Annotated in this window: 14 protein-coding genes; all 14 read right to left on the bottom strand. The window is 48.4% G+C overall.

What is annotated here, in order from left to right:
* Nucleotides 1–204: 204 nt before the first annotated feature.
* Nucleotides 205–921, bottom strand: coding sequence for a tetratricopeptide repeat protein (locus OXH39_13155; protein ID MCY3551401.1), 717 nt, complete (start codon nucleotides 919–921; stop codon nucleotides 205–207).
* 350 nt (nucleotides 922–1,271) lie between these two features.
* Nucleotides 1,272–2,687, bottom strand: coding sequence for a trypsin-like peptidase domain-containing protein (locus OXH39_13150; GenBank protein MCY3551400.1), 1,416 nt, complete (start codon nucleotides 2,685–2,687; stop codon nucleotides 1,272–1,274).
* A 42-nt stretch (nucleotides 2,688–2,729) separates the two neighbouring features.
* Complete coding sequence (locus OXH39_13145) at nucleotides 2,730–4,109, bottom strand: M28 family peptidase (GenBank protein MCY3551399.1); 1,380 nt, start codon at nucleotides 4,107–4,109, stop codon at nucleotides 2,730–2,732.
* Nucleotides 4,060–4,938: a Crp/Fnr family transcriptional regulator gene (locus tag OXH39_13140; GenBank protein MCY3551398.1), complete on the bottom strand. Its 879-nt coding sequence runs from the start codon at nucleotides 4,936–4,938 to the stop codon at nucleotides 4,060–4,062. Before OXH39_13140 ends, OXH39_13145 begins: the two co-directional genes overlap by 50 nt.
* Nucleotides 4,939–5,206: 268 nt before the next feature.
* Nucleotides 5,207–5,908 carry a hypothetical protein gene (locus OXH39_13135; GenBank protein ID MCY3551397.1) on the bottom strand — a complete coding sequence of 234 codons (702 nt, stop codon included), beginning with the start codon at nucleotides 5,906–5,908 and terminating at the stop codon, nucleotides 5,207–5,209.
* A gap of 43 nt (nucleotides 5,909–5,951) precedes the next feature.
* The gene (locus OXH39_13130; protein MCY3551396.1) at nucleotides 5,952–6,137 is read right to left on the bottom strand and encodes a type II toxin-antitoxin system HicA family toxin; all 186 of its coding nucleotides are present in this window, start codon (nucleotides 6,135–6,137) and stop codon (nucleotides 5,952–5,954) included.
* Entirely contained in the window at nucleotides 6,134–6,559 is a 426-nt protein-coding gene (locus tag OXH39_13125; GenBank protein MCY3551395.1) for an antitoxin family protein, read from the bottom strand. Before OXH39_13125 ends, OXH39_13130 begins: the two co-directional genes overlap by 4 nt.
* A gap of 22 nt (nucleotides 6,560–6,581) precedes the next feature.
* Entirely contained in the window at nucleotides 6,582–7,055 is a 474-nt protein-coding gene (locus OXH39_13120; protein MCY3551394.1) for a PIN domain-containing protein, read from the bottom strand.
* Nucleotides 7,037–7,294: an antitoxin family protein gene (locus OXH39_13115; protein ID MCY3551393.1), complete on the bottom strand. Its 258-nt coding sequence runs from the start codon at nucleotides 7,292–7,294 to the stop codon at nucleotides 7,037–7,039. The genes OXH39_13120 and OXH39_13115 overlap by 19 nt, the downstream gene beginning before the upstream one ends.
* A 133-nt stretch (nucleotides 7,295–7,427) precedes the next feature.
* Nucleotides 7,428–8,141 carry a glycosyltransferase family 2 protein gene (locus tag OXH39_13110; protein ID MCY3551392.1) on the bottom strand — a complete coding sequence of 238 codons (714 nt, stop codon included), beginning with the start codon at nucleotides 8,139–8,141 and terminating at the stop codon, nucleotides 7,428–7,430.
* 103 nt (nucleotides 8,142–8,244) lie between these two features.
* The gene (locus tag OXH39_13105; GenBank protein ID MCY3551391.1) at nucleotides 8,245–9,252 is read right to left on the bottom strand and encodes a MoxR family ATPase; all 1,008 of its coding nucleotides are present in this window, start codon (nucleotides 9,250–9,252) and stop codon (nucleotides 8,245–8,247) included.
* Between the two features lie 129 nt (nucleotides 9,253–9,381).
* Complete coding sequence (locus OXH39_13100) at nucleotides 9,382–12,354, bottom strand: DUF3857 and transglutaminase domain-containing protein (GenBank protein MCY3551390.1); 2,973 nt, start codon at nucleotides 12,352–12,354, stop codon at nucleotides 9,382–9,384.
* A 36-nt stretch (nucleotides 12,355–12,390) separates the two neighbouring features.
* Nucleotides 12,391–12,891, bottom strand: coding sequence for a cyclic pyranopterin monophosphate synthase MoaC (moaC, locus tag OXH39_13095; GenBank protein ID MCY3551389.1), 501 nt, complete (start codon nucleotides 12,889–12,891; stop codon nucleotides 12,391–12,393).
* Between the two features lie 91 nt (nucleotides 12,892–12,982).
* On the bottom strand, nucleotides 12,983–14,635 hold the full coding sequence (locus OXH39_13090; protein ID MCY3551388.1) for an FGGY family carbohydrate kinase: 1,653 nt from the start codon (nucleotides 14,633–14,635) through the stop codon (nucleotides 12,983–12,985).
* Nucleotides 14,636–14,668 lie beyond the last annotated feature (33 nt).

The following is a 14,668-nucleotide window of genomic DNA, read 5'->3' as shown; positions in this document are numbered from 1 at the left end:
CAATTTGGGCAGCGTTTGTGATGCATTTTTTAATTTATTGTTTCTCGGCTAAAGAAACGCCCAAGCCAAACCCTTCCACAGGAATGGCAGTCAGGGCGGATTGCTTTGCAATCCTTTCGGCATGCTTCGCGGTGAGAACAAAGATTGTTGAAGAAAGTTATCTCTTGTATTCTCTTTGCCTCTTCGCCGAAAGCCGATAGCCATTTACTTTCTGAATTGATTCAGATATTCTTCCAACTCATCATCCCTCGGATCTAACTTATACGCTTCCTGATAATAGTCAAGTGCTTTGTCGGTTCTCCCCACCTTCATATAAAACGAACCGAGGTTACGATACGCAACACTGTGCGTCGGTTTCAGATCTAAAGCACGAATGTAATGATCGCGGGCTCGTAACAGGAAGACTTTCGTTTGCCCAATCAGAATGCTCAACGTTGTTTCATTTTCCCAACGTTGCCTATAGACGGTTCCATCGAGTTGTTTTGCCTCTTCCTCAACAGCATCGGCAACGGCATCATCCCGTGTTTTGAGTATGATGGCACCCGACCCTGTTTTATCAATGGCGAGTTTGAGTTCTGCGATGGCTTCTTCAACAGACTCCTCTCTTAACTCCTTTTCCCATGAGGGCCAACTCGGTCCAGCGTATTTGAGTCCTTGCTCGTAGTAAACGGTACCGAGGTCATTATAGATCTCAGCGTTTTCTGGTCGCATCTTTAACGCTGTGCTGTAGAGTTCAATGGCTTGTTGATGTTTTCCCGCGTTGAACGCGTCAGTGGCATGTGTGCGGATCTGTTTGAACTCTTCACTTTCCAAATTGACGGCGATTCCCAATTCTGCCTTGTCTCTGCCAAAGAAATACATGCCACCAATTAGCAATATAGCAAGGCAAACAGCGATAAGTGTCGGTAGTTGCAATTTCATTTTTTTTAATGGCTATCGGCTATCGGCTGTCGGCTGTCAGTGGCTATCGGCAAGGGCGGTTATCAGCAAAGAAGGAGAGGTTTCCATCTTCTCTTGGTTTCCGATTGCTATTCCTTTGTTGATTGCTGACTGCCGACTGCTGATTGCTGATGGCTATCCCTCTGATAATCATTCTGTAACATCTACCCCAACTTGGAGTACTTCAAGAACTGGTAAATTGCTACATCAAAACCTCTTAACTGAAAACTGATAGTTGTTAACTTTAACCATCAACTTGAAGAAACACCCAGGCAAAAACCCTCCGTTATAGGTGTTAAAGCACGAGTTGATGTTTAAGACTATAAAAACACTTATCTCCGCCGATTGTTTCTATTAAAAGTGACAGGGATGACTCTATGGACACCATCTCGCTCAAAATAGATTTCCGTCCTACTTTGGTCGCGGATATAATCATCCACAATTTTAAAAATTTCAAGCGAATGAATTCTGGTATCGTCAATTTGATAAATGAAATCCCCGCGCCTCAGCACGTTCGTCAATCCACTGTCTTTTTCAATATGTGTGACGATAACGCCGGGTTGCTGATATTTACGTGCCATCTCTTTGTCAGGTTGGGCAACTGTTAAACCCCATCCGGGAGGCGTGTAACTCCATTGTAAGGTTTTCAGTGTAAATTCAGTCTGCCGTTTTTTGCCAAGCCGGATGAACTCACACTGGACAGGTTGATTGAGCGGAAGCAGACGCGTAAGCGCATCAAAATCGCCTTCGCTCTTTATCCGCTGTCCTGAAATGGATACGATGACATCTCCTCGTTTAATACCTGCGTCAGCAACAGGACCCCGTTTCTCTATTTCTGATACCAAAACCCCAGTGTTGCGCGATATCGACAACTTCTCTGCCAATCCTTCAGTTATAGGCTGCGCCTCCACGGAAAGGTCGGGAGGGATGACGCTGCCGTACTCGGTAATCTGTTTAAGCACCCTTCTCGCTTTATTGACCGGAATAGCGAAACCGACACCTTGCGAACCACCACTGGTTGAACGGATGACAGTGTTTATACCGATAAGCTGCCCGTATATGTTTACTAAGGCACCACCGCTGTTCCCCGGATTAATCGAGGCATCTGTCTGAATCAGATCTTCATGATAACGGTTATCAACAGTGAGGGCACGCTGCGTTGCACTCACAATGCCGACTGTGACTGTGGGTTGAGCGTTTCCGGTGGATAGTCCAAAAGGATTTCCAATCGCGACGACCCATTCACCTATCAAAAGGGATTCTGAATCTCCCCACTCGATTTCTGGCAGCGAAACATTTTCTGTATTAATCTCCAATAGTGCGAGATCTGAAAGATAGTCGTATCCGACGACTTGTGCTGCAAATTCCCGCCCATCAGACAGCGTGACAGTGATGCTGTCTGCATCTTCAATGACGTGGTGGTTTGTGAGGATATACCCTTTTTTGTCAACAATGACTCCAGAACCTACTTCTCGAAGCGAGCGCGGACGAGTGATAGGAATTTCACCCCAAAACCAATCGTCAGATGAAGTTCGTTGTTCGCGCACAGCACTGATGTTAGCGACCGCGGGACTAGCGTTTTCAACCGCTGTTACAATCGCAGTGCGCCGCGATGCTGTGACTGCGTCCTGTGCAGTCGTCCGACTGAATTCGGCACTGTAGGCACGATGACAAAACACACCTACAAGTATTGAGGCAATCAATGACAGCAGGGCAATGCAGCTATAGCGATAACATGAGTGTATCATAATCTTTTTTTAGTAAGCTCACAAAGATTCAAAACTTACCTGCTATCCGCTTGTCAACTTCAGCGAAATCCGATATCCCTCTAACCCCGGGTCCGTATCAACGATTTCTTGAACCGCTGCTGCGTCCCGTCGTTTCGCAGGAAAATCATCCGCGTTCGCACATCGGAGGGCTATCCTTGCACCCGTTGCACTAGCAGCGCGTAGATTCGCTAATTCCACCTTGTCTAACGTATCATAAGCGGTGTGACCGAACCCCCTACCTCCGGGAGGTGCCTCTGGGTCACCGATATGGCTTGAAGGCACACCCTTGAGAAAGAATGGAAAATGGTCGGAGTAAGAATGCACCTTTTGTCCAACCGGCATTTCGGCGTGCATCTGCTCGCGCGCCTCGTTGAAGAAAGGTCCCAACGTGTTCCAGTGATGGAGGACGATACCTTTACGGCTCGCACCACCTGCCGCATCCATATTGAGCATGAACCGAATGTTGTCTAATTCGGATGCATGTGCATCGACATAACGAAACGCACCCGTAAGCCCAATCTCTTCCGTCCCGAAAGCGATGAACCGAACGGTGCCCTTGAGCGAATCAGCGGCGTAGGTAGAGAGAACACGCGCCGCTTCTATGACGGACACCATCCCTGAAGCGGGATCGTGCGCCCCTTGCGAAATATCGTGTCCATCGTAGTGGCAGCCAACAACCACCATCTCTTCGCTGTTCTCACGTCCGGGCAAATCTGCGACGACGTTCCATGAGGTGCGGGGTTCGTTGACATCGGTCGTCTGAAGTTTCAGTATTACTTTCCCGTTTCCGCGTGCCATCAATCGCGCTAAGAATTCGCCATCCTCCTTGCAAACGGATATGCCGGGAATAGGCGCGGGTCTGTCGTTTTGAAGGCTTCCCGTCTCAGGACCGACACCCGGATGTTCACTCACAAAAATGAAGCCACTCGCTCCAGCGAGTACGGCGCGTTCAAATTTCTCCTTGCGATGTACCCATCTGCCGAGATCGGGCGGTGAGGCACTTTTCGCCATAACCAGTTTATTGGTGGCATTACCGAGGGCACTATATTCGTCAGGGCTGCCATATCCCGCAGAGACAAGTTCAGTGGTCATATCACCAGCGGGGCAATAAGGGAGCGAAATGCAGTGCAATGTTCGACGAATCGGTTCAATCACCTCAAGCGTCGCCGTGCCACGCGTCCAACCCGCATACGGATAATCCTCAAGTCTAACGTTTTGGAGTCCATATCGTTTGAAACAATCTGCAATAAAGTTTGCAGCCTCAAGTTCCTCCGGCGTTCCAGCGAACCGGGCACCGTATTCATCACATAAGACTGTCAGATTGTCCATCACTTCTTGCGAAGTATAGATGTCACCGACCATCTGTCGGTCGAGCTGCAAATAAGGGTTCTTCTTGCTCATAAGTTTGGGTATTCTCTTGATTTTCGACGGTTTTGGGCGGTAGTGTTCCCATCCTTGCGTTAGCAATCTTTTTGAGTTGCCACGGGTCAAGTATCTGGATCCGCCGATACCGTTTCTCAATTATTCCGTGTTGTTTGAACTGATTTAGGAGTGCTTCCATGTTTTCAACCGAACTACCAATGAGTCTCGCCAACTTCCTTGTCGGAAGTTTACGTAGCGTGCACTGCGAACCGTGCGTAGCATTCGCACGCCCCTGTTTTGGGGCATCGGCGCAGTTTTGTAGTAGGAGGGCGAGTCGAGATGCAGGACTTCGGAACGCGATGTTTAACAACGGGTTTGTCATTCTCCGACGCGGTTTTTGACGCGAAATTAAGAGATTAAGCTTTCCTGACTTCCCCGAACCCCGGTGTAGGTACCGCTTCACAAAACTGCCAAATGTTTTCCGTGATAGCAATGCTAAATGCGGTTTCCGTTTCAAAAAGAATTGGAAGTTCTTCGCGGAGACAACTCCGACAGTCGCCTCTGTAAGTACCTCAGCGGTGACGTTCCGATGTGCCTCACTTTCCTCCCATTGAATCGCCCCAAAAATCTCACCGGGTTCCAGCACGTCTAAAGTGATCGCCTCACCTTCAGGCGGTGTTTCATAGATTTTGACGCGTCCCTCCTTCAGCAGGTAGACCCCTTCGGTAGAAATGGCATCTTCATGTTTCAGCTGTTTGAAGGTCGTTATCCGTGCGAGAGCGTTTGCGTCGTCCTCAGCGAGATCGCTGAAGATGTCTATCTGTTTCACGCACCAGAATCTCTCTGGAATTTTTTGCTGTGTCACCATGCTATGATTGTCCCATCAATTTCTGGTTAAGCGTGTGTTCTGCTGGTGCTATGGACTACAACCACCGGTCAGAGGTTTCGGTTCTCTTTGTCCTTAATTATACCAAATATATTACCGATAAAGCAAGGAAAATATGGTTGGAAGTAGGGTATTTGGTTTTCAGTTGTCGTTTTCGCAAGCGCATTTCAGACATAGATGTTGTTGCCGGTGATACCGATGTAGGTTTTATTTCCAACGGGCACTTGGGGGATCGCCTGTCGCTTCTGGACTATTGTTTTTGTAGTTCTGACCAGAGGTGGTTCATCGCCTTTAAATAGGCGTTCCTTTCTTTCTCGGTTAAAGGTTCCTGCTTCAATATTTTTAGCATCAGTTTTGTATAGGTGTGGACCTCTGGAATATCCCCTAACGTTTCAATGAGCATCTCGCGTTCGATTTGCACGTATAACTCAGGGTCTTCCGTTCTGAGTTTATCCATATCTAAGGACAAGCGCAGTTTCGATTTTTTCGTATCTTCTAATGCTGCCTTTGTGTTTTCAAACGGCCAGAGGAACACCATCGCTTCAAGGTAGGTGATTTTTCTCTCAAGATAAGCGATGCTTGCTTCATCAAGGGGTGTCAGACGAACCCTACGCACAGTATCCAAATTAGGTTGATTCATCTCATACTCTATAACGGTGCGAACTTGTGGGATGTCCCCGAACTGTTTGAGGATGATCGCGTGATGGTATTTTTCGCGTAAATCGAGATCTTTTATCTCTATAAAGTCTGGTGGGATCTCCAGTTCCATCAGTTCTGCGACATATTCGTCTGTCAGGACGATCCATGTCTCATCAGGGGGTTTGGCAAGGATGTTCGCCTCAATTTCTGTTTCTGCGATCGGATTCGGAATATCTGCGTCTTCAATGTCTCCACAACTATAAAAAAGAGACAGACTGAGAAGACTTATAAATAAGATAACAATGCGTTTCATTGGGTTCTCCCCATGGCAGTACACCTTACATAGTGCTCGTAAATCATAGACGAGGGATTCCTAATTCCTTGCAGATTTTCTGGGCAGTAATATTATTGATCTCGGTGTGTCTCGGCACCGAGGTGCGAGTGCCCAGCACCGGATTCCACCACCGCGAATGTTTTCCACCTTCTCGAAGAAGCTCGCAGCCGTGGTCTCTAAGATGCTTAATCAACTGTCTACGTTTCATACATTAATTTTTACTTCTTCAAATCCACTTTCAGTTTGATACGATGCGCCGTGATCGCCGAACTCTAAGATGTCAGAAGTTTTTATCTTCTCAACCTCACTTTCAGTTCGGAGAGACACTTCCGGCGTTTCATATTCTAATATTTCGCGAAGTGTGATTTGCAACGTATCTAACAATTCACTTCTCGTTCGTTCTTGACCTATAACCCCATGGACTTCCAATATCCACCCGATCCACCATCCCTCGCTCTGCCGGATAAGAGCCGTATAGGTTTGCGTTGCTTCTTCAGGAATAGGTTCACGAGGCGTTTTTTGGAGAACGCTGAATTCGACCTCAAGTTCCTGCCCTTCGGGAAGGTCAATCCTATCCAACGGTTCAATAACGCCGTTTCTGTATGTTGCTTTTATCTTTTTTCTTTTCATTGTTTGTAAACCTCCGTTTTTATCAATGCGACTCAATAAAATCCTTAAGCACAATTACCGTGACTCCATAAACTTCTAATTTTTTTAGGCGTTTGTCGTTCGTAACAAATACATCGCAATCATTTTCTAACGCTGTCGCAACAATTAAAGCATCTGGTGTTGGAACACTCGGATATCGTGATCGGAGTTTACCGGCTCGGTCTGCTGTCTCATAGTTAATTTCAAGGACCTGAATTGGTAATGATTCGAGAAACTGCTTAAAATCTTCAACGTCTATTGCGTGTTCAGTTACAAGTGGTTTCGCTACAAATTCAGTTATCGATATCACCGAAAGAAAACCTCTGATGTTTTCCTCAACAACATCCTGGAATATTTCCTTTGCCAGAAGATTGTAAGGTTCAATCCCTTCAAGGTAGTATATGAGAACAGAGGTGTCTAACAACACCGATGGCACATGAGAACTTGCTGCAGGGAAATCTAAAATTCGCGATCCCATGATTGCCTTTCTGATTTGATATAAGCATCAATTTCTTCGACCGTGCTTCCCCATGTTCCTTTCATAGAACCACTCATCTTTTGAATCAATTCTGTTTTTGCTTCGCGAGAAAGTTCACAAGGCGTTTTTTGGAGAACGCTGAATTCAACTTCAAGTTCCTGCCCTTCGGGAAGGTCAATCCTATCCAACGGTTCAATAACGCCGTTTCTGTATGTTGCTTTTATCTTTTTTCTTTTCATTTTTTCTAAACCCCTCCTACGAGCGTAGGCATACCGATCCGATTCCACATCAGTCCTGAGAATTTTAGACTAAGTATAGCATTAATTTGGGTGGGTTTCAATTGGAAAATGCGCGATTGAGAAAGTAAGAGGCTTATGTCAAAAAACGGTGATAAAAAAGGGTAGTCAGTATCTTATAGCCTGCTTTGAGGGTGCCAGTGAATGTGCCAGTAATTTTGGAGGTGCCGATTCGTTTGCGATAACGGACAGGTACTTCACACACAGGGATTCCCTGTTTCGCAGCCTTGAGTTGCATCTCAACCGTCCACCCGAAGGTTTTATCCTGCATGTTCAGGCGTAGCAATTCAGAGTATCGGATCGCTCGAAAGGGACCCAAATCTGTATAGCAAACGCCAAAGAAACGCCGTATCAAGAAACAGGCGAGCCAATTGCCGAAACGCGCTTGCGGTAACAACGCGTCCCTTGCACTGCCCGCGCTTCTCGCACCGATGACAAGGGAGGCTTTACCTTCAAGTATAGGAGACAGGAGTTGCGGCATGTCGGCAGGATAGTCGCTATAGTCGCCATCGAGAAAAACCACGATATCCGGTGCTGCTGTCGCAAGCGCAGCAATCCCTGCAAGACAGGCGTATCCGTATCCCCGCCGAGGTTCAACCACAATCCTTGCCCCGTTCTGTTGTGCGATCGCAGCGGTGTTGTCGGTACAGCCGTTATCAACGACGATAATCTCCTGTACTGTGGCTTTGTGCTGCTCATCAGATGCCCGCACGGTTCTTGGAATATCGGCGATGACTTTGGCAATGGCGTGTTCTTCATTAAGGACTGGAATGATGACAGATACCTTCATAGCCAAAAAAAGGAAGGAGTGATGGAAGACTGGAAGTAGCATCACCTCTCTTCCATCCTTCTGTTCTTCCATTCTCCTTCCTGCTATACCTAAATGGCGCGGTTCACAATTTCACGGCAGGCTCCTGGACCGTGTCAAGTAAGCGTTGGATGACGGTGTCGGAGTCAATGCCTTCAGCCTCAGCATGGAAATTGGTTAGGACACGATGGCGTAGAACCGAAGGCGCGACAGATTTCACATCTTCACAAGAAGCGTTATAGCGTCCACGTAGGATGGCTCGGGCTTTCGCACCTAAGATGAGATACTGTCCGGCACGGGGGCCTGCGCCCCATCGGACCCACTGTTGGATGAAATCGGGGGCATCTTCTTCTTTCGGACGCGTCGCACGCGCAATTTTCACGGCGTATTGTACGACGTTGTCGGCGGCGGGTACACGCCTCACAATATTATGGAGTGCTACGATAGTGTGTCCAGAGAGCGTGGTTTCAAGTTCAGGTATCTCCGCCCCGGTCGTTGTTGAAACGATGTCTGTCTCTTCTACCTCTGTCGGATAGTCGATGACGATTTTGAACATGAACCGGTCCAATTGCGCCTCTGGAAGTGGATATGTTCCCTCTTGCTCAATCGGATTCTGTGTAGCGAGTACAAAGAAGGGGCGTTCCAATTCGTATTCATTACCGCCAGCGGTGACGTTATATTCTTGCATGGCTTCCAAGAGCGCGGCTTGTGTTTTCGGGGGTGTCCGGTTAATCTCATCGGCGAGGAGGATGTTCGCGAAAATCGGTCCTTGGATGAACCGGATCGTCCGATGTCCTGTTGTTCGGTCTTCCTCAAGCACATCGGTGCCGGTGATGTCGGCAGGCATCAGGTCCGGGGTGAACTGGATTCGCTTGAATTTTAAGTTCAGAATTTGCGCCAAAGTCCGAATTATGAGGGTTTTGGCGAGTCCGGGTACCCCTTCTAACAAGCAGTGTCCCCCAGCAAAAAGTGCCATCAACATCTGATTGATAACTTCCTCTTGCCCAACTATTACTTTTTTGAGTTGTGCCAAGATCAATTCTTGGCTTTCCATCAATTCTTCTATCGCTTGAACTTCTTCTGTTGCTGGCATCTTTTAATTGTTTACCTCGCTGGGAGTAGCAATCGGCTGTCGGCTATCGGCTTTGGGTATGTGGCATACAAAACTTGAATAACTGCCACAAGTTTCTCTGGCTGACGGCTGACCGCTGATGGCTAATAACTAATCTTGTGTCAATATAAACCGTTTCGGTCCTCGGTTTGAGGCGATTCTGACAACATCTTTGAGATACAGGATGTCCTCCGGCTTGACGTTCGGTGTCAGGAAACGGATCGTTTGATTCATTTCGGCTTTGCGTTTAGATTGGGTATAGCGGAGTTGAATTTCCGAGACTTCGGTCTTCAATGTCTGTTCCTGAGGCACGGTATTGATTCTAAAGGGTGCTTCCGTACTGACACTGACCTTGTCTTCAAGGGACAGTGCTTTCCCGATAGCAGCAGGATACCTTCGGCGTTCCTCGCTCAACAATTCCGCATAGGGGTGCTTGACAAGCGGTAACTCAAGCACGAATTGGCTGCCGATCGCATACAAATATTCCTTACAGGTCCATGTGAGTTCAACTTTCAATTCACCTTGCAGTTCAGAAAGCCCATGGACTTTTAAATCCGTTACTTTGGCGCGGTCATCCAATTCCAATGCTTTGTGAAAGAATTCTATTTTCTCCTCGTTGGTCTCAAAATGTGAGAGTTGACTCCGAAGTTTCATGTTGAAACTGCCGGTGACCGTTAGTTCCTGGCGAACAGAGACACTCATATCTTTTTTCACTTCTACATCAGTATGAACCCGCTTCAGATTCGTGGTCGCATCAAGGGAAGGACTTTTCTGAAAGAGATAGAGCCTATTCTCCATATCATTGGACGCTGTATCATCGTTTGATGCCTTATTTTCTGTTAGAAACCGCGGGTTGATGATGAGTGTCCACCTGTCTTGGTCCCCGGAAGGAAAATCGCCAAAGGGACAGGTTTCTGCTGTTGGATCGAGCCAGATAAATTCATCGTCTTTGTCGCCTTCAACGGCAAGGATCATGTGATTGAAGTAGGCAAGAGAAGGCACCGCTTTGACCTCTGAGCCACCGTCTGGAAGGTGCGCATTAACACCCCGCGTATCACCAGCGGAAATGAGAACAGGATAGGAATTAATACCGGCAGATGAAAGCATCGTGGAGAGGAGCGTCGTTTTGTCTTTACAATCTCCCGCACTAACTTTCAAAACAAAGTCAGCCGGATACGGTTTAATCGCCCAAATTCCGAGTTCATAACCGAGATAGCGGATGTTTGTCGCGACATATTCGTAAAGTCGCTTCACCTTCTCCTTTCGGGACCAAGCCCCTCGGAGCAGTTGTTTCGTCTTTTCCTCAATAGCAGGTGTGATGGTGTCCTGTTCCCGAATGAGTGTCGCATACCACGTCACGAGTTTGTCCCAAGAGTCAATTGAGGAGATACTAATGCTGTAGGCGAGATCCTGCGGCGCGGGCATCAGGTATTCCTCTTTCAAGGGTGGAACGTCTTGCACTTCAAAAGTATAGGTGCGAATATAGTTGTTCTCCGTAATTGTGGGTTCGATATCGAGAAAAGAGACACTTGATTCCAAACCCACGGGAGCCACCGGTGCCCCCGAAACTTGATAATAGAGATGTTTCTTCTTCGGAATATGCACGGTGAACCGATAGTATTGCACTGGCTGCGGTCCTTGGAAATAAACCTTGCGCCAAAACTCGCCTCTCATGACGTGCCCAATGTTGTTCGTCGAATAGGCATAGTCTATAATACAACCGTCAGTAATCGCTGGGAGTGTGAAGTACATCAGACGTGCATCGACATCTAACCCCGCCTCCACAGCACTCGGCGGTGGGACATCCGCTATGATTTCGCTTAAATCGAGTTCAACACGTCTACCGTCAGGGGTAAGTGTTCGGGCATGATGGATAGTGACATCGTCTTTCCCACGCATATAGGGGATGCTGACTTCGGCAAGGTTTGCGCCGTTCTCATTAAAGATTTTGACAACGCGCCGTGTGGAATAGATATAACGACTCTTTTCATCGATGTCAACGTCAACGCTCTCCCAAAGGACAGCAGCACCGTCCTCTGGATAATCCTCTTGAGAGGGTGCCATATCAACGGCTTCGCGGATTGTTTTCTCATCTGCCTCGCTGATAAAGTCGTAAGGTAGAGACGACCTACGATTCTCAGAGTTTCGGGAGGCAACTGGTGTCTCTGGATGTTCGCGTTCATGCGCTTCAGGAGGTAAAACCGGCGACGCATCGGCGTGGACTTCAGGTTCGGGCGGAGGTGGTGTGCTTTCTAAGACAGAGCGGCGTGTCCCTAAGAATGTTTTCTCCGCGAGTGTGCCATCATCTGTCCCGTTAAGTGGTGTCTCAGTTGCAATTGTTAGGTTTCGAGTGGCGTTTCTATCGCCGTTATCGTCAAGGTGCGGATGTTCCGACTGAAAACTTCCGTCTTGTGTATACCATGCTTCTGTTCTCTTCTGTAGCAGTAAAAATGCTTCTAACACGGAGACGTCGCCATCCCTATTTGTGTCGCTGTCGGCGGTGGAAAACGCGTCAACAAAAACATCGCCGAACCCGGCCTGTAGCGAATAACCCTCATTTGGTGAGCTTGAGGTGATAATAATGCGTCCCGGCTTACTGAGCTGCGGCACAAGCCTGCCGCTATAAGGGAAACCGAAGATTAAAATCTGATTCTCGGCGGGAACACTGTTGATGAGCGTTACATACTCCGCTTCAGTAATATCCCGCCCCATCAAATTAAACTTCGGAGCTCCTCTGCCAGTGCGAGACGCGTGTCCAAGCATGAAGAGCAGGAATCGATCTGACGGTTGCAGGGTCTCGGTGAGTTGAGCGAATGCTGCCAAAACTTGGTCGCGCTTTGATTCCGCGTCAACAAGTCCCTGTTTCTCCGAATCACCTATATCCTCAAAGAGGAAAGTAATCTGTTCTGGCGTATAGCCGTATTCATCGGTGAGTAGTTCGTGGAACCGGGAGGTGGCACTCCAGAATGCATCGTAAAAGGACTTCTCACCGGCAGCACCGCCGACGATTAGCACATAATCCGCTGCAAATGCTGTCGTAGAAATTAAACAGATAGCGAGAATGATAATTAGAGTCTGGCGCATTTTCTTCTCCATCAATACGTCTGCTGTTTGAGACATCTATGTATCGGAACTGGAAACCGTGTCTCTTGCGAAGGTACCGCTCTTACCGCCCGTTTTCTTGACAAGCCTGACATCGCCGATAACCATTTCTCTGTCTACTGCCTTACACATATCGTAAACGGTCAGTGCCGCGACGGAAACAGCCGTGAGTGCTTCCATCTCTACACCTGTCCGACCCACCGTCTGGACTTCTGCTTCAATCTCAACCTGTGGCGCGTCATCTGCGATAGTGAGTTCAACGCGAATCGAAGTCAACGCGAGGGGGTGACACAACGGGATGAGTTCACCCGTGCGCTTTGCCGCCATAATACCAGCAAGCCGCGCAACCTCTAAAACATCGCCCTTCTTCATTCCTTGCTCAGCAATCAACTGAAGCGTTTCAGGGCGAGCCGTAATATGCCCGCGAGCGATGGCAATCCGCAGTGTTTCCTCCTTGCCACCGACATTCACCATCCGTGTGTTGCCTTTTTCATCAAAGTGCGTTAGAGAATCGTTCATTCTTCCTTTCCTTCCATTCCAGAGACTGGAAGATTGGAAGATTGGAAGTTTCATCTCCCTTCCATCCATCCTTTCCTTCCATCCTTGATTTTTATGCTGGATGCTCTGTCATGATTTTTTCGTATTTTTCACGAAACCGCTGGAGATACTTCCCCTCACCGTGATAGGCAGCGACATCTTCGGGATGTGGTTGAATCGGTTCGCCGCGTTTCAGGACCGAAGCACTGAACGCCTCAATATCAAAAGACTCGGCTTCCGTGTCGGAGTTCGCATCATAGAGTGCCTTAACCCCTGCAACAGCGGCTCCAAGTGCTGCACCGCCTTTTTCCACCGGCAGCGTAGGTCTATTCCAGATTCCCGCGACACGCCGCATGATTTCAGGGCTATCTGTTGCGCCGCCGGTTACGAACAAAGGAGCTTGTGTTTGTTTTGTAAAGACAGCGGAGTAAATATAAACCGCAGCGAGACTCGTCTCAATAATACCGGTGTAATCTTCTGCCAGCGTGGGTTGTGCTGTCGAATGGATCAATTCAAACGCACCAGAGACTGGGAAGGACTCGGTCTTCGGCTGCCAAAACGCCATAAATTCTCCAGGGACAACAACCTGTAACGCTGCTTCTGCGGGTGCGTATTCCTCTTTCGTTAATCCATACTGACTTCGCACCGCATCCCATACCATCGCGCCGTTCGTGCGGCATCCGAACATGAAGGGACGACTAATGCCATCATACATCGCGTTGGCAAATCCCTCTGGATCGAGCGTGTCCCCATCGGTTGAGACCATGTTGACGAAACTCGTCCCGAGACTGAGCAAATCTCCGGCAACCGGCACCTTGGCTTGCGGATTGTCACCGGAGCCTGCGATCACTGCGCAGCGACCGTCAAAGCCGTATTTCTCTATGTAATACGCAGCGAGACTGCCCACAATGGAATCTGGACGTGCGAGTGCTGGCAATTTCGACTGAAGTGCTCCCACACCACCCGGTAAGTCGTCCGCGGTTGCTGCTAACAGCGCATCATCCCACGTTTGGGTCCGGTAATTCATGAGCGACATGCCACATCCGTTTCCGTAGTCGATAGGAACTTCGGCGTTACCCGTTAGCACTGCTGGAATAAAACTGCTAATCAACTGGACTTTTGCTGTTGCCGCATAGCATTCAGGAAACTGTTCGCCGACACGGCGCACGACAGCACCTGTGAAGCGGAGCGGTGCATCCGAACCGGAGAGATTAATCATCTCTGCTTTCCCACCGACACCGTTTCGGACAGCCTCGGTTTGCGCCGAGGTATTCGCGGTCATCCAGATCGGGGCATTCGGATATGCGAACGCCTTCTCCAGCAGGATTTGCAAGTCGCGTCCATCCTCATCAAAGTTTTGGAAACTCGCAAGCTGCGCCAAAAGCGCGTCCGCGTCTCGGTTCAGATAGACATGCCCATGTTGCTGCCCTGATGTGTTGATGAGCAGAATATCCTCAAGTGGAACGCCTGCCTCGCGTAGGTCAGCAAACAGGGCATCAAGCGAGGCGAGATACATCAACGGTGGCTGCTCGGCTTCGCCTTCATCGCTTGGCGGTAAGATATAATCCTCCCCAATGCCGAATTGGTTGAGGCGTGTATCGGCGCGATAATCAAGCGAATGCTCAAAACATTTTTCCGCTGTGTCAATATCAATAACAACAGCAGATAGGCTCTGCGTGCTTGAATCTAAACCGAGAGCAAGACGTGGGTGTTTGTGATCGGTCACTGAAATAGTTTCCTTTTCCTTCGTTGTATTGAA

This window comes from Candidatus Poribacteria bacterium, assembly GCA_026702755.1.
Lineage (GTDB): Bacteria > Poribacteria > WGA-4E > WGA-4E > WGA-3G > WGA-3G.
Note: the sequence above shows the minus strand (reverse complement) of the source record. Positions and strands in the feature narration are given on the sequence as shown.

Excerpts from the sequence above, each read along its gene's own strand:
- OXH39_13155 (MCY3551401.1), bottom strand. The coding sequence starts at position 921 with ATGAAATTGCAACTACCGACACTTATCGCTGTTTGCCTTGCTATATTG.
- OXH39_13150 (MCY3551400.1), bottom strand. The coding sequence starts at position 2,687 with ATGATACACTCATGTTATCGCTATAGCTGCATTGCCCTGCTGTCATTG.
- OXH39_13145 (MCY3551399.1), bottom strand. The coding sequence starts at position 4,109 with ATGAGCAAGAAGAACCCTTATTTGCAGCTCGACCGACAGATGGTCGGT.
- OXH39_13140 (MCY3551398.1), bottom strand. The coding sequence starts at position 4,938 with ATGGTGACACAGCAAAAAATTCCAGAGAGATTCTGGTGCGTGAAACAG.
- OXH39_13135 (MCY3551397.1), bottom strand. The coding sequence starts at position 5,908 with ATGAAACGCATTGTTATCTTATTTATAAGTCTTCTCAGTCTGTCTCTT.
- OXH39_13130 (MCY3551396.1), bottom strand. The coding sequence starts at position 6,137 with ATGAAACGTAGACAGTTGATTAAGCATCTTAGAGACCACGGCTGCGAG.
- OXH39_13125 (MCY3551395.1), bottom strand. The coding sequence starts at position 6,559 with ATGAAAAGAAAAAAGATAAAAGCAACATACAGAAACGGCGTTATTGAA.
- OXH39_13120 (MCY3551394.1), bottom strand. The coding sequence starts at position 7,055 with ATGGGATCGCGAATTTTAGATTTCCCTGCAGCAAGTTCTCATGTGCCA.
- OXH39_13115 (MCY3551393.1), bottom strand. The coding sequence starts at position 7,294 with ATGAAAAGAAAAAAGATAAAAGCAACATACAGAAACGGCGTTATTGAA.
- OXH39_13110 (MCY3551392.1), bottom strand. The coding sequence starts at position 8,141 with ATGAAGGTATCTGTCATCATTCCAGTCCTTAATGAAGAACACGCCATT.
- OXH39_13105 (MCY3551391.1), bottom strand. The coding sequence starts at position 9,252 with ATGCCAGCAACAGAAGAAGTTCAAGCGATAGAAGAATTGATGGAAAGC.
- OXH39_13100 (MCY3551390.1), bottom strand. The coding sequence starts at position 12,354 with ATGCGCCAGACTCTAATTATCATTCTCGCTATCTGTTTAATTTCTACG.
- moaC (MCY3551389.1), bottom strand. The coding sequence starts at position 12,891 with ATGAACGATTCTCTAACGCACTTTGATGAAAAAGGCAACACACGGATG.